This window comes from Aquimarina rubra, from assembly GCF_042684305.1.
Classification (GTDB): domain Bacteria; phylum Bacteroidota; class Bacteroidia; order Flavobacteriales; family Flavobacteriaceae; genus Aquimarina; species Aquimarina rubra.
In genome coordinates, this window is the sequence record NZ_JBHULE010000035.1 from 625,131 (window position 1) to 646,805 (window position 21,675).

At 33.9% G+C, this 21,675-nt stretch carries 19 protein-coding genes; 16 read left to right on the plus strand and 3 right to left on the minus strand.

Annotated elements, in window-relative coordinates; genetic code table 11:
- Nucleotides 1-209: 209 nt before the first annotated feature.
- The 16 genes from prs to ACFSR1_RS22640 all read left to right on the plus strand — a co-directional run bounded on the left by prs (nucleotide 210) and on the right by ACFSR1_RS22640 (nucleotide 18,768).
- Complete coding sequence (prs, locus tag ACFSR1_RS22565; RefSeq protein ID WP_378295290.1) at nucleotides 210-1,031, plus strand: ribose-phosphate diphosphokinase; 822 nt, start codon at nucleotides 210-212, stop codon at nucleotides 1,029-1,031.
- Nucleotides 1,032-1,108: 77 nt separating this feature from the next.
- Entirely contained in the window at nucleotides 1,109-2,419 is a 1,311-nt protein-coding gene (locus ACFSR1_RS22570) for a hypothetical protein (protein WP_378295291.1), read from the plus strand.
- A gap of 261 nt (nucleotides 2,420-2,680) precedes the next feature.
- Nucleotides 2,681-3,229 carry an NADAR family protein gene (locus ACFSR1_RS22575; protein ID WP_378295292.1) on the plus strand — a complete coding sequence of 183 codons (549 nt, stop codon included), beginning with the start codon at nucleotides 2,681-2,683 and terminating at the stop codon, nucleotides 3,227-3,229.
- 24 nt (nucleotides 3,230-3,253) lie between these two features.
- Nucleotides 3,254-3,889 carry a DUF4291 domain-containing protein gene (locus ACFSR1_RS22580; protein ID WP_378295293.1) on the plus strand — a complete coding sequence of 212 codons (636 nt, stop codon included), beginning with the start codon at nucleotides 3,254-3,256 and terminating at the stop codon, nucleotides 3,887-3,889.
- A gap of 16 nt (nucleotides 3,890-3,905) precedes the next feature.
- The gene (locus tag ACFSR1_RS22585) at nucleotides 3,906-4,493 is read left to right on the plus strand and encodes a DUF4291 domain-containing protein (RefSeq protein ID WP_378295294.1); all 588 of its coding nucleotides are present in this window, start codon (nucleotides 3,906-3,908) and stop codon (nucleotides 4,491-4,493) included.
- 17 nt (nucleotides 4,494-4,510) lie between these two features.
- Entirely contained in the window at nucleotides 4,511-5,029 is a 519-nt protein-coding gene (locus ACFSR1_RS22590) for an O-acetyl-ADP-ribose deacetylase (protein WP_378295295.1), read from the plus strand.
- Nucleotides 5,017-5,559 (plus strand): LOG family protein, encoded by a 543-nt coding sequence (locus ACFSR1_RS22595; RefSeq protein WP_378295296.1) that lies wholly within the window; start codon nucleotides 5,017-5,019, stop codon nucleotides 5,557-5,559. Before ACFSR1_RS22590 ends, ACFSR1_RS22595 begins: the two co-directional genes overlap by 13 nt.
- Nucleotides 5,560-5,642: 83 nt before the next feature.
- A complete protein-coding gene (locus ACFSR1_RS22600; RefSeq protein ID WP_378295297.1) occupies nucleotides 5,643-6,188 on the plus strand; it encodes an RNA 2'-phosphotransferase in 546 nt (181 codons plus the stop codon).
- Between the two features lie 53 nt (nucleotides 6,189-6,241).
- Entirely contained in the window at nucleotides 6,242-6,976 is a 735-nt protein-coding gene (locus ACFSR1_RS22605; protein ID WP_378295298.1) for a metallophosphoesterase family protein, read from the plus strand.
- 76 nt (nucleotides 6,977-7,052) lie between these two features.
- Nucleotides 7,053-8,207, plus strand: coding sequence for a hypothetical protein (locus ACFSR1_RS22610; protein WP_378295299.1), 1,155 nt, complete (start codon nucleotides 7,053-7,055; stop codon nucleotides 8,205-8,207).
- A 111-nt stretch (nucleotides 8,208-8,318) separates the two neighbouring features.
- Nucleotides 8,319-9,764 carry a nicotinate phosphoribosyltransferase gene (locus ACFSR1_RS22615; protein WP_378295300.1) on the plus strand — a complete coding sequence of 482 codons (1,446 nt, stop codon included), beginning with the start codon at nucleotides 8,319-8,321 and terminating at the stop codon, nucleotides 9,762-9,764.
- A 227-nt stretch (nucleotides 9,765-9,991) separates the two neighbouring features.
- Nucleotides 9,992-10,660, plus strand: coding sequence for a Crp/Fnr family transcriptional regulator (locus ACFSR1_RS22620; RefSeq protein ID WP_378295301.1), 669 nt, complete (start codon nucleotides 9,992-9,994; stop codon nucleotides 10,658-10,660).
- A gap of 74 nt (nucleotides 10,661-10,734) precedes the next feature.
- The gene (locus tag ACFSR1_RS22625) at nucleotides 10,735-11,823 is read left to right on the plus strand and encodes a hypothetical protein (RefSeq protein ID WP_378295302.1); all 1,089 of its coding nucleotides are present in this window, start codon (nucleotides 10,735-10,737) and stop codon (nucleotides 11,821-11,823) included.
- Nucleotides 11,824-12,333: 510 nt separating this feature from the next.
- Nucleotides 12,334-15,117, plus strand: a complete 2,784-nt coding sequence (locus ACFSR1_RS22630) for a G8 domain-containing protein (RefSeq protein ID WP_378295303.1) — start codon at nucleotides 12,334-12,336, stop codon at nucleotides 15,115-15,117.
- Between the two features lie 126 nt (nucleotides 15,118-15,243).
- Nucleotides 15,244-17,694, plus strand: coding sequence for a carbohydrate-binding protein (locus tag ACFSR1_RS22635; RefSeq protein WP_378295304.1), 2,451 nt, complete (start codon nucleotides 15,244-15,246; stop codon nucleotides 17,692-17,694).
- A 513-nt stretch (nucleotides 17,695-18,207) separates the two neighbouring features.
- Nucleotides 18,208-18,768 carry a TlpA family protein disulfide reductase gene (locus ACFSR1_RS22640; RefSeq protein ID WP_378295305.1) on the plus strand — a complete coding sequence of 187 codons (561 nt, stop codon included), beginning with the start codon at nucleotides 18,208-18,210 and terminating at the stop codon, nucleotides 18,766-18,768.
- 2 nt (nucleotides 18,769-18,770) lie between these two features.
- On the opposite strand, the gene ACFSR1_RS22645 is transcribed toward ACFSR1_RS22640, so the two are convergent.
- From ACFSR1_RS22645 to ACFSR1_RS22655, 3 genes are all read right to left on the minus strand, one after another.
- Complete coding sequence (locus ACFSR1_RS22645; protein ID WP_378295306.1) at nucleotides 18,771-19,220, minus strand: beta-carotene hydroxylase; 450 nt, start codon at nucleotides 19,218-19,220, stop codon at nucleotides 18,771-18,773.
- A gap of 27 nt (nucleotides 19,221-19,247) precedes the next feature.
- Nucleotides 19,248-20,087 (minus strand): phytoene/squalene synthase family protein, encoded by an 840-nt coding sequence (locus ACFSR1_RS22650; RefSeq protein ID WP_378295307.1) that lies wholly within the window; start codon nucleotides 20,085-20,087, stop codon nucleotides 19,248-19,250.
- 89 nt (nucleotides 20,088-20,176) lie between these two features.
- Nucleotides 20,177-21,670 carry a phytoene desaturase family protein gene (locus tag ACFSR1_RS22655; RefSeq protein WP_378295308.1) on the minus strand — a complete coding sequence of 498 codons (1,494 nt, stop codon included), beginning with the start codon at nucleotides 21,668-21,670 and terminating at the stop codon, nucleotides 20,177-20,179.
- Between the last annotated feature and the right edge of the window lie 5 nt (nucleotides 21,671-21,675).

The following is a 21,675-nucleotide window of genomic DNA, read 5'->3' on the forward strand; positions in this document are numbered from 1 at the left end:
TGATTTAGTGGATCTTTTGCAGAAAAGGTAAACATCAAAGTGATTAAAAACCGTCTTATAGTAGTCAAGAAAAAGAACTAAGTATTAGTTTATTTTTTGTTTCGGTAGTAGGATTCATTTACTTAAAAAAATATTTTACTGTATTTTTTACGCAAAATATTTTGTATATAAATTCATCTATTCTATATTTGCGTAAAAATAACACAATTATGCAGTATTTACATTTAGATTCATCATTTACTCCTTACGGGAAATCAATTGAGTTTAACTCTTTTGTTTTTAATGGGGGAGAGCCACATATCAAAATATCCGAAAAGTCTATAGAAAATGAAGTAATCATTACGCATCGATTGAATTCTTTTAATGATGTTGGTTTGTTATTAGTTGCTACAGATGCATTGCGAAGAATGGATGTAAAATTGATTAATGTATTAATACCATATTTTCCGGCGGCAAGGCAGGATAGAGTGATGGTCAGTGGCGAGTCTCTAAGTGTAAAAGTCTATGCAGATATCATAAATGCCCAAAAATATAACCAAGTAACGGTTTTCGATCCGCATTCTGAGGTGACACCAGCTTTGTTGAATAATGTAAAAGTGATCTCAAATTATGAATTTGTAAAGAAATGTTTGGATCAGATTAATGAACAGGTGCTATTGATATCTCCTGATGGTGGAGCTTTAAAAAAGATCTATAAAGTATCAGAGTATTTAGGAGGAATAGCAGTAGTAGAATGTTCTAAGAAACGAGATGTAAAAACCGGAAAGCTGTCAGGCTTTAGAGTATATGAAGAAGACCTGAAAGGAAAACATTGTGTGATTGTAGACGATATCTGTGATGGAGGAGGAACGTTTTTAGGATTGGCAACAGCATTAAAAGAAAAAAATGCAGGAAAATTAAGCCTGGCAGTAAGTCATGGTATTTTCAGTAAAGGATTTGCAGCATTAAATCAATCATTTGATACTGTTTTTACAACGAATTCTTTTAGAGATGTAGAAGAGGAAAAAGTGGTGCAGTTTTCTGTCATATAATCAGTTTTGTTAAACTGAGAAGATCGAATGGTGAGGAATGTAAAAAGAATGTATATAAGGAATTAAAAGAAGGAAACATGATGGATGAAGACAAAAAAAGAACAGTTATTTTATTTGGTGCAGGAGCAGTAATAGATTTTGGCGGACCTACAACTTGGGAGCTTACAGAGTCGATAAAAGATTATGGTTTTTATTGTAAAGACAATGAAACTAGAATTACCAAATTTATATATGAGGTTTTAAGTAAAGAAGGATACGATGAAACTGAAATTAATTTTGAGACAATAATAAACATTATAGAGGATTTCATAATTTATTATTCGTATGCAGATAGAAAGAAAACTAATTCATTTAGTAAAGTCTTTTTGGATTCTAAATTTGAAAATGAGCTGCTGAATTTTTCAATTAGAGGTGGAGAAGAGAAACATGGTTATACTATTGATATCCCTAAGGTTTCTCAAGATTTTATTAAGAATTCATATTCAAATGAATCTCCAAAGCAGTTCTTTTTCCAACATTTACTGTTAAACCTCCTCACAGATATTAGTAATAGAATTTCTAAGTATACATATCATACGAAAGGACATTCATTAGTTGTGACAGATGAAAAGAAAGAATTGAATGAAAATTTCCAAAATTGGATGAAGCAAATATCGAAAAATTCAATTCTAAGAATGTATACTTTAAATTATGATCGAGTATTTAAAATTCTTTCTGAGAGAGTTGGAATTAAAGTTTTTGAAGGATTTGATACAGGCGAATTTGTACCTCAAGAGAATGTTAATATAGATCTCAAGAAGATTTTATCAGACTTTGATTGCAATGTACATTATAGTTTGCACGGTTCCGTTTTTTGGAGAATTAAAACTAGAGAAAATGGTTTTGAAATTGATCCCCAAGTTATATTGAAACCTGATCCAGGTTTACCAATAAATAGTACTGATTTACCCATGCTAGAAATGGAGAAAGGAAAGAATATTTTGATGTCTAATATTGTAACAGGATATCATAAGACACAAAAATCTTTCCTATCACCTTTTAGACAGATGCAGTCAACTTTTGATAGAGACTGTATGTTAACTAATGAGATGTACATTATAGGGTATTCGTTCGGAGATGCACACATAAATACTAGTATTAAAAATGCTGTAGTTCACAATGAAAAATTAGTATTGAATTTTGTCGATCCATCATTATCTAATGTAATAGATATTGATTCCAATAAAAATAACATGGAGAGAATCTTAATAGATATCCTTAAGAAAGAATCTTTAGCTATGGTGAAAAGTCAGAAAATAATAAGAGATGATTATCACGAGTATTTTAATGGTAAAATAAAAATAAATATAGTAGGAATGAAAGATTTTTTAAAAGCTCAATTAATGTAAAACGTCCTATTGAAATTTCAACGTAAAAAATGAAGTGAACGAAACGTAAAATTAAATTTGTGAAGAGTAAAAAGGTTATTTGAAGTTACATTTTCCTTTGAAAACAAAAGCTTAAATAATTCAAAAACGTTTTAATTTAATTTAGTGAAGAGAGCAATATTTTTTAGATGAAATATTATAAGACTAGACTTTTTTGTTTGTCATCCTGAGCTTGTCGAAGGGTTGGGCAATGCAAAAAAGAAAAGAGTAAAAAAAGAAATAATGAAATACACAATACAAAACATACAAGAACAATTTAATAAAGGTAAAAGCCTAAAGTATCTATTCTTTTGGGGACATACGCCTAATAAAGACGGAAGTATTGGTAAAAGCTGTTTTAGTCAATGGTGGAATCAATCTTTCGAGGTTGAAGGAATTCAATATAAAACAGCAGAGCATTGGATGATGGCTGAAAAAGCCAGATTGTTTGAAGACGTTGCTATTTTAAAAGAAATCATCGATTGTAATCATCCTATGGAAGCCAAACAATTAGGAAGAAAAGTTAAAAACTTTGATGCTAAAATATGGGATGCTCATAAATATGAGATTGTAAAACAAGGAAACTATTATAAGTTTTCTCAGCATCAAGACCTTGCTGCCTTTTTATTGAATACGAAAAAAAGAATTATAGTAGAAGCTAGTCCCAGAGATCGCATATGGGGAATCGGAATGGGACAAGCAAACGAAAAAGCACAAAACCCAAATTTATGGAGAGGACAGAACCTATTGGGTTTTGTCTTGATGGAGGTGAGGGAAATGTTGAGTCCATAAAGGATAGTTTAAAAAATAATTAAAATGAAATTAGAATTAATAAGATATAAAGAACAAGAACAAAACTGGCCACAATCAGGCTATCATATTATGGCACAGTATGATGATGAGAAAATAGTAGTATATCAATCATATAGACCAGAAATTGGAAATTTCGCGGTAGAAAATCAATTTTTTGGAGGATCATTTAGTCTTGAAAGGATGACTTGGATTAAGCCTAATTTTCTCTGGATGATGTATCGCAATGGATGGGGAACAAAAGAAGGGCAAGAAGTTGTACTAGCTATACATCTAAAGCGAGAAGCTTTTGAGAGATACCTAAACAATGCTGTATATTCTTCTTTTAAGCCTGAGTTATACAAATCTTACGAGGATTGGCAAGCAAATGTGGCTAATTCTAATGTGAGATTACAATGGGATCCTGATCACGATCCTTATGGTTCTAAATTAGAAAGAAGAGCAATTCAGATAGGATTAAGAAAGGAGTTTATAAAATCGTATGCTTCAGAAGATATTTTGGAGATAGAGGATATTTCAGAATTTGTAAAAGAACAATATCAATTGGTGAAATCTAATAATTTAGAAGCGTTAATAACTCCTTTGGAGAAACCAATAATTTTTGGAAATGAGAAATTGAATACGTATTTAAAGTTAAAATAATAGCAGCAATATAAAAATGATACAGGCAATAAGAGCAGATTATGATAAAGAGACAGTTACTGTGTATCAGGCATATGGTAAATCCATTGCGTTGCCTGCTATCAAGAATAATAAGTTCGAATCACCTTTTTCTTTTAATCGAATGACTTGGATTAAACCATCCTATTTATGGTTAATGGAGCGAAGTAATTGGGGAACAAAATCCAATCAAGAGTATATCCTCGGAATAAAAATAAAGAGAACCCATTGGGAAAAAGCTTTATCAATAGGAGTGCTAACAGATCCGGATAAAGCTATTTATAAAAACGGAGCTTTATGGGATAAGGAATTTAAAAACGCAAAAGTTCATATTCAATGGGATCCGGAAAGAACTTTGAAAGGCGCTAAGATGCAAATCAGATCCATACAAGTAGGAATCGGTAGAGGTTTGATCAAAGAATATAATGAAGAGTGGATACAAGAAATAACTGATTTAACTCCCTTAACTAAGAAAATCCGGTTATTACTAAAAGAAGGGAAATATAAAGAAGCTAAAAGATTAGTGCCTGGAGAAAAAATATATGAAGTTCCTGATGATACAAAACGAAGAATAGGAATTAGGTAAACGTAACAAAAAATAAAATGAAACTAAAACTACTCCAATCTGATATTACTGCTATAAAAGTAGATGCCATTGTCAATGCAGCTAATACTTCTTTATTAGGTGGCGGAGGAGTTGATGGTGCGATTCATCGAAAAGGAGGTTATGAAATTTTAGAGGCTTGTAGAAAGATTAGAGCTACCCAAGGAAAATGCAATCCGGGAGAAGCAGTCATTACTACTGCTGGTAATCTTCCTGCTAAGTATGTAATTCATACCGTAGGTCCAGTATGGAATCAAGGAGGAAAAGATAAAGAAGAACTGTTAGCTAATTGTTATATGAATTCTTTAAGATTGGCGCAAGAGAATGCGGTTAAGACTATTGCTTTTCCCAACATCAGTACAGGAATCTATAAGTTTCCAAAAGAGTTAGCAGCCAAAATTGCTATTGAAACGGTTAATGATTTTAAATCAGATGAAATAGAAGAGGTGATTTTTGTTTGCTTTGATAAGGAGAATTATAACCTGTATGACAAATTGTTAAGGACATGGAAGATATAAAATATGCAGCATTATTTGGAGGGTCTGGTAAAGATCGAAATAGTAAAGAATATAAAGAAACGATAAAAATAGGTTCCTTATTAGCAGAAAAAGGATATATAGTTAAGAATGGAGGATATGGTGGAATGATGGAGGCAGTGTCTAAAGGTATTACTGATGCTGGAGGAAAGGCTGTTGGAATTACTTGTAAGCAAGTAGGTTCAGTTCAAGGAAATGATTTTCTAACAGAAACTGTTGTAACAGAAAACCTTTATCAAAGATTAGAACTACTAATTGATAAAACAGACCTTTTTATTGTTCAAAAAGGAGGTATTGGGACATTATCAGAAGTGTTTTTGACATTAGATATTATCCGAAAAGAATCAATAGTCAATAGACCTAAAGTATTTTTAATTGGAGATTTCTGGAATGCAATCGTCAACTCGTTAAAACTAAATATCATACCAGAATATGAGCATGATTTGTTTTTAGTGCTTTCTGATTATGAAGAGTTAAAAGAAATAATAAATAGAACTCAGGAATTGAGTTAATATATCAGGCGGAGGGTGTCGAAGCAAATTTTTAGAAAAATTACTCTTCGACAAGCTCAAACTGAAATAGAAGAAATAATAAAATGAAAACAAATACTATACAAATAAGTAAATTTCTAAGCCTTATCCTAAGGCACAATCCAGGAAAGATCGGATTAGAATTAGATGAAAACGGTTGGGCAGATGTAGGTGAATTAATAAGTAAAGCAAACGCACATCGTAAGCAACTAAACATAGAAACGCTAAAAGAAGTCGTTGCCACCAATGATAAAAAGCGTTTTGCATTTAATGAAGATGAAACCAAGATCAGAGCGAATCAAGGACATTCTATACAAGTTGATTTGAAGTATACACCCATAGAGCCACCAGAATTTTTATATCACGGAACAGTAGGAAAGTTCATAGAGGATATACGAAGAAAAGGTTTGCTAAAGATGAGCAGACATCACGTACATCTTAGTGAAGAACGAGAAACTGCAATGAGAGTTGGTTCTCGGAGAGGAGTACCCATCATACTTACTGTTCGATCTGGTGAGATGCACCGTAAAGGGATTGAGTTTTATCAATCTGATAATGGTGTGTGGTTGACAGACGTTGTTGCTCCAGAATATATTGAGTTCAAAAAATAAGGAGTTAGACCTGTCAGGTTTTCAAAACCTGACAGGTCTTAAAAAGGAATATTATGAGAACACTAGTAATTGGAGACATTCATGGAGGGTACAAAGCATTAATACAGGTGTTAGAAAGAGCTAAAGTAACATCAGAAGATAAATTAATCTTCTTAGGAGATTACGTCGATGGGTGGAGTGAATCAGCAGAAACAATTCAGAAATTAATAAATCTTTCGATATCTAATACATGTGTTTTTATAAGAGGGAATCACGATTTGTGGTGTGGTTTATGGCTGGATAAAGGAGCTACAAATCCTGTTTGGTTAGCTCATGGAGGAAAAGAAACAATAGATAGTTATATTCAATCCGGTTTGCTAACCAGTGATGCCCATAAACAGTTTTTTAAAGACTTACAGAATTACTATATAGATTCGGAAAACAGGCTTTTTGTTCATGCCGGATTTACTTCCATGCACGGAGTAGGTAAGGAAGAATATGAATCCAATTACTACTGGGATAGAACATTATGGGAAGCTGCACTACTTGCGGATAAAGTAGCAGAAAAAACGCTTGAAGATATACTTACTTCTCCAAAACGATTCAATCATTATAAAGAAATCTACATAGGGCATACACCTACCACGAATTATAAACAGGACTCACCGATAAAAGCATATAACCTATGGAATATCGATACAGGTGCAGCTTTTACCGGAAAACTTACTATACTAGATATCGATACCAAAGAATTTTGGCAAAGTGATGCTCTACCTTCTTTGTATCCTGATGAAAAAGGTCGAAATTAACACTTTCTGTTTTAACTGAAAACAGGGTATTTTCTATAGAAAATTGCACTTACTTTTATCTTCTAAAATTTCGTAAATGATTGTTGTCAAATTTCCATCAGGAAACACTATCAAAAGTAGTGTCAAAGTTACTTTTCTTTCAGTATTCTGCGTTCTTTTATTTAACCCTGTAAACTCTCAACATATGGATGATTTCATAGAAGACGATTCCTTCATTATTGTCGAAAAACCTCAAAAAGTATATAAAGGCTTTTATAAAAATGGTAAACCGTATAACGGATATTTCTCAAAAGGAAATGATGAATTTCCAACAGTAGATTATTATGAAAATGGAGAAGCAAAATTTCAATATTCTTTAGATGTCTATCAAATGGCATTAGGAGCAGAAACCACTGAAATAGAAGATTTACAAGAGCAAGAAGGAGAAGTAATGAGTGAAGAAGATTATGAGGCGTATATGAAAGATGTATATAAGCCAAAATTAAATATTAAATCTGTTTATCAGAATGGTAAAATAATAGATGGGTATGAGTATGAGGAATTGGATTCAGGAATAATTTCAAGAAAAATTGAGAACAAAAAAGTTATAGCAATGCACGTGGATGTATTTGCTATACATTATTATCAAAGAAATTCTGTAATCTTGCGTTCAGATACGATCTTCATAGGATCACCAACGTTGGCGGCAGTAGGAGATAAGTTAGAGGTAAAAATGTTTAATAAGAGCGGTAATTGGGTAGCTTCCTATACCATAAATGATAAGGAAATAGGTTCTAAATATTTCATAACAAAAGGGTTAGAAAACCTGCCTCCAAATAGTACATTGTATATATATGATCAAAATGAGGAAACTTATATATACGGGACTAATGGTTTTAAAGAATATTCATCTAGATTAGATATAATAGATGTGGCAAAGATCTATTTTGAAAAACCTGAAATTTTCATTTCTCAAGATATACAAAACTTTTTTAATGATTTTATAGAGGCTTCTATAAATGAGATTAAGAGAGAAAAAGACACACGTCTTAAAGAACCAGAAATATGGAGAGGATATGTAACAACCGGCGATGATGGAAGAATAGAAAGTGGAATTCGTTTCATTGAGAAAAAGGAAAACTCATTCTATATTGAATATAAAGAAGGTTCGGAAGTGAAAAATGAGGAAGTGAATCTGATTAACTTTCAAAAAGTGTTTAAAGAACACATGAATCTAAAGCGAGAAAACTAGCATCTATTATATTAGTTTTAGAATAATCCTCAAGAAAGTTTATTTTAAATTTTTACAGTTTAAAAATAAAAACTATATTTGCGTATAATTAACGCAAAATAATAAACATATATGAATCCACTATTATTAACAGACGGTTACAAATTAGGTCATAAAGAACAATATCCAGATGGAACAACCTTAGTGTATTCTAACTGGACTCCCAGAAAGAGCAGGATAGAAGGAATTGATAATGTAGTATTTTTTGGATTACAGTATTTTGTTAAAGAATATTTGATCAAAAGATTTAATGAAAGCTTTTTCAACCTCCCAAAAAAAGAAGTTGTTTCAGAATATAAAAAATATGTGGATCATTATTTAGGTGTGGATTATGATATCCAGCATATTTCAGAATTACATGATTTAGGCTATTTGCCAATAGAAATAAAAGCATTGCCTGAAGGCACAGAGGTTCCTATTAGAGTACCAATGTTTACCTTAGTGAATACAAAACCGGAGTATTTTTGGCTAACAAACTATTTAGAAACCTTATTGTCCAGTATTATATGGCAACCGTGTACTTCTGCTACTATTGCAAAACAATACCAAAAAATCCTTAGTAACTACGCTTCAGAAACTGATAAAGAAAACTTGGAATTTATCACCTGGCAAGGTCATGATTTTTCCATGAGAGGAATGTCTGGTACAGAATCTTCGATCCTAAGTGGTATGGGGCATGCACTCTCATTTTCAGGTAGTGATACCTTACCCGTAGCAAAAGCATATGAAATGTATTATAATGCTGATGTGACCAAAGAATTAGTAATTGGTAGCGTTAATGCTACAGAACATAGTGTAATGTGTGCCGGTAGTAAAGATGATGAGATCGGTACTTTCAGAAGATTATTGGAAACCTATCCGGCCGGAATTTTATCTGTAGTATCTGATACCTGGGACCTCTGGAAAGTATTGACAGAATATCTTCCTAAGTTAAAAAATGAAATTCTACAGCGTGAAGGTAAACTAGTAATTAGACCAGATTCTGGTGATCCTGTGGATATCATTTGTGGTTGCGAACACAAAGATCCGGTAATCGCCAAAGGAGTCATCGAATTACTATGGGATGAATTTGGAGGAACCATTAATGAACAAGGGTATAAAGTACTCAACCCAAAAATTGGAGCTATTTATGGGGATAGTATCACAATTGATAGAGCTACCCAGATTTGTGAACGTCTAAAGCAAAAAGGTTTTGCATCTACCAACGTAGTTCTTGGTATAGGAAGCTTTACCTATCAATATAATACCAGAGATACTTTTGGATTTGCTATGAAGGCTACGTATGTTGAGGTAAACGGAGAAGGAAGAGAAATTTTTAAAGACCCTATCACAGATGATGGAACCAAAAAATCTGCAAAAGGATTGATGCAACTGTATAAGTCTAATGGAGAAATTGCCCTAAAAGATCAATGTACTATAGAAGAAGAAACTCAGGGATTGTTTCAGACAGTTTTTAAAGATGGTAAATTAGTCATCGATGACAGTCTATCTGTTATACGAAAACGTATTTTAGAATAAATATAATACATATCAATAGGAACTCTCAAAAATTACTTTTGGGAGTTTTTTTATGCATATATAGGGTTTCCTATAAAGAAGCTGTTATTATTATACATAGACATTGTATTCCATGGATCTTTAAAAAAAATCACCAATTTCTTTGTAAGGTTAGTACGTGGATTACGACACCTTTCATGATATCATTAATTTGAGATCTAACTAACTTAATAAAAAACACAAACATCATGAGTGCAATCTGGTTTTTTGAGGATGCCAATCTCTTTAAGGTATTATGTCCTCATAAATTTAAAAAGTACAAGAAACATCACGACTTCGACGCTTATAAAAAAAGTGATTATATCTACTTCGAAGAAGATTCGGCAAACAAAGTATATTTGATCGAAAAAGGAAAAGTAAAAATAGGCTACTATTCTGAAGACGGTAACGAAGTGGTAAAAGCAATCTTAACTCGAGGAGAGCTTTTTGGAGAAAAAGCAATTCTAGGAGAAGACAGAAGAACAGAGTTTGCTCAGTCTGTTGATAATGCGACTTCTATTTGCCCCATTGGAGTGCAAACGATGCACGACTTAATGCGCGATAATCAAACCTTTAGTCTAAAAGTGTATAAATTTATCGGTATGCGTTTTAAACGACTCGAAAGAAGATTACAGTTGCTACTATTTAAAGATACCAAAACTCGACTACTAGAATTCTTTGACGAACTCAAAGAAGATTTTGGGTATTGCTGTCCTAATACAGGAGATACAGTTATTCAACACCCTTATACCCAAAGAGATATTGCCAACTTGATCGGTACTTCACGCCCTACGCTTAATATTATTATGAACGAATTAAAAGAATCGAAACAAATTGATTTTAATCGAAAGGAAATTCGTTTAAAAAATGTCGCTTAGTGTTAGCTAGCTAACATTTTAAAAAGTTTTATGAATTTACTTTTACAGTAATAATAATCATAAAACAAAAAGCAATGTTTAAAAAATTAATGATAGGAATGCTAGCGATTGGTTTAATTGCAGTTTCCTGTAGCGATGATGACGATACAATACGTGTCGCAAATGCGGGTACAATTTCTGGTGGCCCTTTTGAGTTTGATGTGGATGGCGAAGCCGATATGGTTTCCGGAATCACATTAGATGCCTCTACTGCATTCGGTGAAAATAGTACCTGGGTGATTACTGATGATCAAGGAAATATTTTAGGAATGCCTCCTACACTAGAAGCTGTAGAAGGTGTTAATTTCGACGGAGCAGGAGCAGGAACTTGTTTGATCTGGTACGCTAGATATAATGGTGCAGTAACAGGACTAGAAATGGGAATGAATGCGAACGATATAACGGGAGATTTTGATCTCTCTAATTCAATCACTGTAGTTCGTAATCAAGTAGTAAATGCAGGAAGTATTTCTGGAGGCCCTTTTGAGTTCGACGTAGATGGAACACCAGATATGGTATCTGGAATTACATTGGATGATACCAATGCTTTCGGAACGAATAGTACTTGGGTGATTACTGATGAAATGAATAATATTCTAGGTCGCCCGGGAACTTTAGAAATGGTGCAGGGTGTGGATTTTAACGCTGCTGGACCGGGAACTTGTTTTATATGGTATGCGCGTTACGAGGATGACTCTAATATAGCAACTGCTGCTACTGTTGGAGAAATTACTGGAACATTTGATTTATCTAATTCTATTGAAGTAATTCGAAATTGTAATGCCAATGCAGGAATGATATCAGGAGGAACTAATAATGAGTTTGTGTTTACCGTGGATGGAACACCCGATATGGTAAGCGGAATCACATTAAGTGGAGATGCTTCCGGAACGAATAGTACTTGGGTAATAACGGATGACCAGGGAGAAATATTAGGGTTACCTCCAACCTTAGAAATGGTTCAAGCAGAGAATTTCGATAGCGCAGGAGCTGGAGTTTGTCTGATCTGGTATTTACGTTTTGAAGATGGATTAGAAGGTGCAGAGGCTGGTATGAATGCTAATGATCTGAAAGGTTGTTTCAGTTTATCTAATTCCATACAGGTTACAAGAAACAATCCATAGTGGTTTTTACAAAAAAAATGAAAGAGAAAATAAGTATCATAACGATCAAGTGAACTTAACGTTGCTTTCCGCTCTCATAGGAAGCGTAACATAATAGTTCATTGTTGTTTTTTTGTTAGTTTTAAAGCGCAACCTCTGGTTGCGCTTTATTGATTTAGCGAAACAAACTTGCATTAGCGTGGCATTCAAAATATGTAGTTGAGCTTAATTTCTTGGTTTTTAGAACTATTGTATACCCTAAATAGAACCATTGCACACCCTGAAAGATATCTTTACACAATCTTTACAACCGTATTTTCTATATATTTGTACTCAACAATACTTTCCCCCTTTTAAAAGTTTTGTCAATCCAGAAAGTGTTTTACACGCTTGAACAAAACTTTGTTTGTCTTTATCGTATTCAAAACAATTTTTAGTGAAATGCAAATGCTTTGTTGTACAGGCATAGCGAAACCTTGCTTTTACTCTAACTATCAAACAAGACTAATATTTTAAAGACAAACTCAACAAATGAAAACTTCGTTACTCTTTCTGAGAACAACCCTGTTAGGTTGCTCTCTTTTTCTATTCGTTTTATGTTTACCAATTAACGCGTATAGTTTAAACAGTACTAACAGTATAAATAATACTATAAAATCTGATTCTGAGAAGGTCAGTTTTTGGGACCGAATTACTGAGTATTTTACAGATATCATAGATTTTGATCAAGTAAATAGCAGTAAAAATTTTACCAAAGTTACTTCCAATTTTGATTGTGCTCCTCCTCCTTTAGCTATAAATCAAGTGAGCGCTACTACTTCAGGTAAATGGAATAATCCTGCAACTTGGGGTGGTCAATTACCTGGTGATGGGGATATGGTCATTATTCCGGCAGGAATAACCGTTAACGTAATAAGACGAGAATCCGCAAGACTTCAATACATTGAAGTATATGGCACATTAAATATGAATAAAAGACGCAATACAAGGTTGTTGGTAGAAACTCTTAAAGTTCAAGCAGGTGGAGCGTTACGAATAGGTACTAGTACTGCTCCTGTAAAATCTAACAGAACCACAGAAATTGTATTTTTGGATAACGGCGCAATAACCAATCCAACCTTATCGAACAGAGGTCTTATTGTGGAAGGAACCTGCCAAATTTTTGGTCAGACTAAAAGTCCGTTTGTCAATGCGGGAGACGCCAGAGCCGGAGATAGATCAATCCAGATTTACAATTCTGTTGGGACAGAATGGCAAGCTGGTGATGAAATAGTGATACCTGCGACTACATTCAATCCTGGAAGGTTACGTCTCAATTTAGCTGGAAATGAATTAAGAGAGAGTCAGAAACCAACCCGAGCTCAAATCGCCGAGGCTTTTACGGATGAGAAAGTTACCATCACCGGAATCGAAGGAAATACGATAACTTTTGAACCTGCTTTAAAATTTGATCACGTCCGTCCTAAATCGTCACTTCCATTTCATGTGGCGAATGTATCAAGAAATGTAATATTCAGATCAGAATCCAGTGATTCATCACGCAGAGGGCATACAATGTTTATGAAAGGAAGCAATGTAACTATACGCGGGGCTCGTTTTTATCAATTAGGTAGAACCGATAAACGAATTCCGTTAGACGATTTTCAGGTGGCAGGAAGAAATACTTCAGGTGCTAGTCGCGGACAAGCGAGAAGAAAAACAAATCCATCAACGATCAAAAATAATAGAGGTAGATATGCTGTTCATTTCCATAGAAATGGTGTGAATGAGAATGATGTAAACAAAGCTTTAGCAACGGTTTCCTATTGTGTGGTAGAAGATACGCCGGGATGGGGGTTTGTAAACCATTCTAGTCACGTAGACTTTAACAATAACGTAGCCTTCAATTTTACCGGAGCTGGTTTTGTAACGGAGATTGGTGACGAATTAGGAACTTTCAATAATAATATGGCTATACAAGGACATGGAAATGGAGAGTTAAGGGAGCGTAGATTAGGTTTTAAAATGAATTCCAGACTACCTGTAATTAATGATTTTGGTTTTGGTGGCGATGGTTTTTGGTTTCAGGGACCGGCGGTAAGAGCTACCAATAACATAGCAGCAAGCTGTAATGGTAGTGGAATGATTTGGTTTACCACGGGTGGCGTTCAGGATGCTTTAATCCAAAATCAATGGACATACAGTACGTTTGTAGGAATACGGGAATCCATTGCCAGAAAAGTATACGCAGGCTTCGGAAGCTCTATCAGACCCAGAGAAATTGTTCGTGGATATGAAAATGAACCAGAGCGCATGTATGTCTTAGTTGATTTTCCTATGCTAGAATGTGATAACAATGTTTCTTATGCAAGTCACATAGGTTTGAACATTAGATTCAATAATGCTGTAGCAAACAAATTTTATGAACAAGGGCCGTATTTAAGATATTTTAATTCTAATAATGTTTCTCGTACCAGACAGTTTGTTTCAAATCAAATTGTATGGAACAATTTTATGGCGATCAGTGCTTCTTATACTTCGAATACGCAGTTTAACAATATGGAAGTATATAATGCACAACGAAGGAGATACGGAGATGACTATAATGTAATGGATTTTGGATTACAGGGCGAACATTCTAATGGTTTGGTTTTTAATAATCTGGAGTTAGCAGGATATGGTTTGGCGGGAATTTTTCAAAGAAGGGCAAGTAAGATAAATGATCCAAGTGATGTACAAAATGTAGCTCGAGAATTAGTGCGTTTGCATTTACAAAGAAGAACGTGTGATTTAGTGCAGATTACTTCAGAAAACTGGCGAAATGATAATACGCTAAGAATCAATTTTAGTAGTGATGATAAACAAGAGCAGGTTGCCGTTCGTTATAAAGCAGCAAATTCATTGCATTGGACATATAAAAGTGTGAAAACTACCAATTCATATGCTCAGATTAATGGTCTTGATGGAGATCAATCCTATCAATATCAGGTGCTAAGAGGTTGTAATAATGCAGTTTCTCCAAAATGGTCTGATACAAGAACCGCTGATTCCTATAGAAACAGGCGTAATGATATAGATAAAGTCGCAGCGATGAGTATTTTTCCAAATCCTGCAACCACAGTGATTTACCTGGACGTAGATGAAGCAGATGCCAATCAAATAAGAAGAGTTCTTTTTTATAATCTAAATGGTCAAAAAGTCGAATCGATGATGAAGGATAGTGGATTGGATATGTCCGAAATCAACGTTTCCAATCTGTCCGAAGGACTTTATTTGTTAGAGGTATTATTTGATACCGGAGATAAAACAACAAAAAAAATCCTGATTAAACGATAATATTATTAGCCTTTATAAACCGAGATTCTTTCACTTTTTAAGTCTTAAAGATTCAAATTTTCAAGAGGAAAAAAGAGATCACCATAAAATAAATCAAAGTAATACTAACACAAACTCAATTCGATTATGAAAACTAAAAATCATACACTAACTCATGTATTACTAACAAGTTTATTGTTTTTTATAACTGTAATCAATGCTCAAATTACAATTAATTGCGATTATACAATAGAAGAAAATGCAAAACAGAATATTCCTTACCAGTTAGATGTATTTAATCGGATTCATCCAGCAAATGGTTTTAGGATGCCATCGACTCCAAATTCAAAATTATGTATTGTACGTCCGTTGGGTGGAATTGCTAGAAATAATCAACCTGAATTTTTTAAAGATTCTTATAGATGGAATGGAACGCAATTTGTCACTGATTTTAGTCGATTAAAAACACAAATCGATGGAATTTTTGATAAGGGAGTTGGACTTCATCAAATTGTTCTTGATAATCCTTCTTGGGATTTTCAACGTAATGCAGATGGTACGTTACCCGGAAATGAATACAAAGTATCTACCTATGGGAATGCTGAACCTCCAAGAGACTTCAATGCTTGGGCAAACTATTTGAAAGAAGTGATGCGTTTTTTGATCAACACCTATGGTAGAGAAGAAATGTTAAAAGTACAATTTGGTATTGGACGAGAAATTGGTACTTCGGGTCACTGGACAGGGACACAACAGCGATTTTTTCAATTTTATAGAAGATCAGTGCGAGCTATTCATTCTGTACTTCCGGATGCGAAAGTTGGTTCTCACTTTTTATGGGAATCTTCAAATTTTCCTTGGGGAACAGATTTTGTAAAATGGTGTAAAGCTAATAATGTGCACTATGATTTCGTTGGTGTATCTTTCTATCCTTTTTTTAATCAATCTGGTCGAATTGATTTAGATGAAGTTTATGCGAAAGATTTCGGTGCTATTAAAGACATACCTCAGTGGAATTCAAATGCCAAACTCGAAATTCACGAGTTTGCATTACTTGAGACCTTAAATGGCCAAGGCAATGGGTATACAGAAGCTTCTACTGCTCATCAGAATGCATTTATGGTAGCTTTAATGAAAATGTTTTTTGAACATGACATGGTCAATTTGTTCCAATGGGGACCAGGAGACAATTACTCACCAGCCAATGCAGAATTTTCTAAATTAAAAGGAAATACGTATTACAAAAGTTCAAAATCTGGGAATCAGAATTCAAATAATAATTACGTAAATGGTCTTTTTACATATGATCCAGAAAATCAACAATACAATATTATGGCATATAATCATAGTCATAGACCCAATTCGAATGTTGCGGAACAACTAAATTTTAAAGCGACGTTTGATACCCCGGTAGGGAGTTCAGTTCGGTATCGTTTAGCTATTTATAATAAGGCAAATGGAACTTTGCCTTGGTCAGATTGGATGACTACCACAACTACCAATGCTACTAACAACAAGTCAACCATTAATTTAAGTACGACCCTACCGGCATTTTCTTTTCTTAAATATGAAGTAATTGTTGATGGATCCGTTATTAGCTCTGCACCCGAAGTAAGAATAGACAGCCCAACCGAAAATCAAGTGTTTAGGGAAGGATATGATGAACTGTTGGTGCGAACCTTCATTGCCGATCCAGATGGAGATCTTTTGTCTGCTGAACTTTTTATCGATAACATTTCTATCAATGTTAGGAACACAAGACCTTATACTTGGGGCGAAGACAACGAAATCTTAGGATTAACAAAAGGGCAGCATACACTAAAAGTTATTGCGGTAGACAGGACAGGTAATACGGCTCAGGATGAGGTAGTGATTACGGTACGTGGAGAGCAAGAGCCTTTAATAGATAGTCCCTGGCCAGTTCCCGGAGTGATCGAAGCAGAGAATTATGATATTGGAGGAGAAGGAATTGCTTACAGCGATACAGATGCTCAAAACCTTGGAAATGCCTATAGGGTAAATGAAGGAGTGGATATTGGAAATATCGCTGGAGAAACCGGTCGCCATTTAGGGTGGACAAAGGATGGAGAGTGGTTAGAATACTCTGTGAACATTGCAGAAGAGGCCTATTATAATTTCAATTTTAGATATTCAACGATTCATGATGGAACAGCTATAGGAGCTGAGTTAGCAGATCTAAACCAAGTATTGTTTACTAATGGCACATTTGGTAATACCAAAAGTTGGAATACCTATGAAAATAAAACTCGATACAGAGTAAAGCTTCCAAGAGGTCAACACATATTAAGATTAAATATACTAAAAGGAAGATTTAATATTGATAAGCTGAGCATAGAAAGATCATTCAATCAAAATGATAGAAGTAACAAACCCGTTGAAAGTTTGACATTGCATCCAAACCCCAGTAAAACAGGTGTTGTATATTTAAATAGATCATTGGTTTGGAATGTGTATACGATCAATGGTCAATTAATTTCAAAAGGAACCGGTGATATGATAGATTTATCGAATATTATAGGAGGTATTTATATTCTAAAAACGAATGAAGGTATCGTAAAAAAAATAGTTTTAGAGTAAGGATTTGGTTTGGTATGTATCATACTATTAGACTGGCTAAAAGCTTATTTTTTTTTGAAACTATCACCGTAATTTTAATACAAGGGTTTGACTTATGAATAGTCGAACCCTTTTTAATCTAAAGAATTCCTCGAGGCTCTGCCTCGGGGTTTCCTATTTCTCCCTCTCCTTTCGGTGGAGAGAGTTGGGGTGAGGGGGAAATATAAAATTTCGTTTTTTGATCCCTAGATCAAAATGAAACCAGCGAAATACTCCTATGGCTCTGTCTCGGGGATAGTTGGTTTTAAGAAATTTTTTGTTATAATTATAGATTCATGTTAATGTAGATTCTGAAGGAATACTATGTTTTTTCCAAATCTTTTTGCCTTCAGACCATCCATCAAATAATGATAAGGGTCTCTCGGGGAATATCTTTTTAAAAAACTATCTTATAACTTCTAATTCTTTATTTACTTTTGTAAGGAACCTGTTTTTACTAACAAATTTTAATGGTAATATTACACAAGATCACTTATGAAATTCAACAAAAAGAATATATCTAACTTAGTTTTTGTAATTGTATTATTACTTTTTTTTATTCCTAGTACACGAGGAATGATGCAAATTTTCTTAACCAGAATATTTTCTTTTAGTCCAAGCTTAGTTGCTGTAGAGGAACGTGCTCAGGTCGCTTCTTATGATTGGAAGCTTCATGGAGTAAATACAGAGTCAATGAATTTCAGTACGGCAGAAGGTAAAGTTATTTTATTAAACTATTGGGCTACCTGGTGTCCTCCTTGTATTGCAGAAATGCCATCACTTCAGGAACTGTACAATGATTATAAAGATAAAGTAGTTTTTGTTTTCCTAACTGAAGATGATGATCCGGAGCTGAATAAATTTATGAAAGATAAAAGCTATGATTATCCAATTTATAGATCATTATCAGAACATCCTAAACCTTTTGTTCATAAGCCTATTCCTGGAACATACCTGATCGATAAAAAAGGAAATATTGTGATTCATAAAGTCGGTGCAGCGGATTGGAATACGGATAAAGTGAGGACTACATTAGACCAACTATTAGTAGAGTAACACTACTTTTTAAAATATTTAAAAGGAACAAATAACATCCCAAAACACTCACCTTTACTTTTACCTAAATGTTTATGGTGTATTTTGTGAGCTCTTCGAACACCTTTTGCATACCAATGATTTGCGTTTCGGAATAATTTAAAGCGCTGATGTATAAAAATATCGTGTACAAAAAAGTAAGCGATACCATATGCTAAAATTCCAAAACCAATGGGTTTTCCCATCCAGAAAGAGACTGGGTCGTGAAGCATGATACAAGACATGCTGATGACGGCATAAAAGACAAAAAACAGATCATTGCGCTCCCACCAACTGCTATGATCTTTATGATGATGGTCTTTATGAAGAGGCCATAAAAAACCGTGCATGATGTACTTGTGAGTGAACCAAGCCATAAATTCCATAAAACAGAAAGTAGCTATAAAAATCGATATCCAAATCAGAATATTCATCTTATATAAATTTCTTCAAAAGTACTATTATATTAAGTGAAATCTATAATCAAAATACGATTTAGCTAATAGTCCAAATTTTTGATAATTTGGCACACGGATTCTGGTGTTTTTGATTTCTACAGAAGGAGTAGCTTTTAATTTATTAAGTAATTTTTTGTAATAAATATAGGCGGTGTATACTCCAAATTTTGCTTCAACAGGTAGTTTCATAATACCTTCAAAACCTTTATCAAAATCTTCCTGAATTTCTTCTATGATGCTAAGTTTTGAAGCCTCATCTAACTGGGTTAAATCTGTGTTGGGGAAATAAGTTCTACTTAAATCTTCAAAATCTGCTTTAAGATCTCGCAAGAAATTAACCTTTTGAAAGGCTGAACCTAAATGCATCGCACTTTCCTTCAATTCATTATATTTTTCAGCATTTCCTTTTACAAATACTTTAAGACACATAAGACCAACCACATCTGCCGAACCATAAATATATTCATTATATTCAGCACTGGTCAGATAGTTAGTTTTATGAAGATCTAAACGCATACTTTTCATAAAAGCCTCGTACAATTCTGGTTCTATATCGTACTGATGTACGGTTTTTTGAAATGAATTAAGGATAGGGTTCAAACTAATCTTTTGTTCAATCGCCTTATACATTTCAGCTTCAAAATCATTAAATAAAGTCTCTTTATCATATTCGTGGAAGCTGTCTACAATTTCATCAGCAAATCTTACAAATCCATAAATGTTATAGATATCCTGGCGTATAGAGTCAGACAACATTTTGGATGCTAAAGAAAATGAAGTACTATAGGAGTTGGTAACAAGTTTACTACAACTATAAGAAACGGAGTCAAATAAAGCTTTCATCGGTATGGTTTTAGTTTCTATTTAATTTATTGATCAATCAGTAAATTAAATTTAGGTCTGTTAAACAAATTTGTTAAGCGCATTTTAGATCACACAATCTGTAGTTTTGGTTTACTAGATAGATTGAATTGTGATTCTATTAATCCTGCTACCAGTTTTCCAGAAATCAATGATGGTGGAACTCCTGGTCCGGGAACAGTTAGTTGTCCTGTAAAAAATAGATGTTGAACTTTTTTACTTTTCAACTTAGGTCTAAGAAATGCTGTTTGCAACAGTGTATTTGCCATTCCATAGGCATTTCCTTTGTATGAGTTATATTCTTTTATAAAGTCTTTCACACAAAAGGACTCCTTAAAGATAATATTATTTTGGACACTTTGTTCGGTCAAATCTTCAAAACGAGTTATAATTTTATTAAAATATGTTTCCCTGAGATCAGACGTATCTTCAATTCCCGGTGCTAGAGGGATTAGAAAAAAACCATTTTCCTTACCATCCGGAGCTGATCCTGAATCAGTAACCGAAGTAAAATTGGCATAGAAAAGAGGATCTTCTGGCCATTGAGGGGCGTCATAAATATCTTTCGCGTGTTTGTCAAAATCAGTATCGAAAAACAAATTATGATGGTTTATGTTTTTTAGTTTTTTATCAAATCCAACATAAAAAAGAAGAGAAGAGGGGGCAAACGTTTTGCGTTCCCAATATGATTCAGAATATTGTCGATACTTTGGCTCTAATAAGGTCTCTCCGTGATGGTAGTCCGCACCACATAATACAATATCAGCTTTGATTTCGGAATTATTCACAACAATTCCTTCGGCAGTACTATTCTTAACTAAAATTTTATCAACCGGGGAATTAGTTAAGATTTGGACACCTAAAGATTCGGCTAATTTTTTCATTCCCAAAATAACTTGATACATTCCGCCTTTGGGGTGCCAAGTTCCTAATCCAAAATCAGCATAATTCATGAAATTATAAAATGCAGGTGTGTCACTTGGTTTAGCACCAAGAAAGAGTACAGGGAACTCCAGAATTTGAATTAACTTTTTATTTTTAAATTCTTTTCTTACTTCTTTAGAAACAGTACTGAAAAACTGCCCGATTTTTTTAATCGTTTCTTTGGTTACCAATTCTATTGGCGAAATACCAGGTCTATATACTAACTCCTTAATTGCTATGTCATAATTACTTTTAGCAGCGGATATGAACTTTTTTAATTTATCCGAACTTCCTTTTTCTTCCTTTTCGAAAGCAGCATAGATTTTTTCTAGCGTATCCTCAATGGTGATACTTTCTTTGTTTTCAAAAAATACCTTGTACGCAGGATTTAACTTATCTAACGTATAAAATTCAGAAGGAGATGTGTTAAAATCATTAAAAAACTTCTCAAACACATCAGGCATCCAATACCAGGAAGGTCCGATATCAAAAGTAAATCCATCTCTTTTTAGTTGCCTTGCTCGACCACCAACCGTATCGTTTTTTTCATATATGGTAACGTCATAGCCTAGTTGAGCAAGATAGCAGGAGGCAGAAAGCGATGAAAAGCCGGAACCGATGATTACTACTTTTTGTGACATGGATT